The sequence below is a fragment of the Bradyrhizobium sp. Kon56 genome, assembly GCF_055807635.1.
The window spans coordinates 1-231 of record NZ_JBVVOU010000676.1; the positions used below are offsets into that span (position 1 = coordinate 1).

Below are 231 nucleotides of genomic sequence, written 5' to 3' on the forward strand. Positions count from 1 at the left end.
GGCGGCGCCGACCTGCGCTACGCGGCGGAAAATATCACCTCCCAGGACGATGATGTGACCCTGATGGTTGGTGTCGACACCCAAGTGGTGCACGGCTTCGTCAATTGCAACGCCACCGGCGCCATCACCGGCATCGGCAACGCGCTGCCGCGGGAAGTGCTGCAACTGGTGGCCTTGAGCAAAAAAGCCGCCAGTCGCGACGCCAAGGCCCGTCGCCAGGCGCGCGAGCTG

General features: G+C 65.8%; 1 pseudogene. It reads left to right on the forward strand.

Features of this window, described 5'->3' with window-relative positions:
- A pseudogene (locus AC0L3B_RS40485) lies at nt 1-231 on the forward strand (dihydrodipicolinate synthase family protein); the annotation flags it as partial.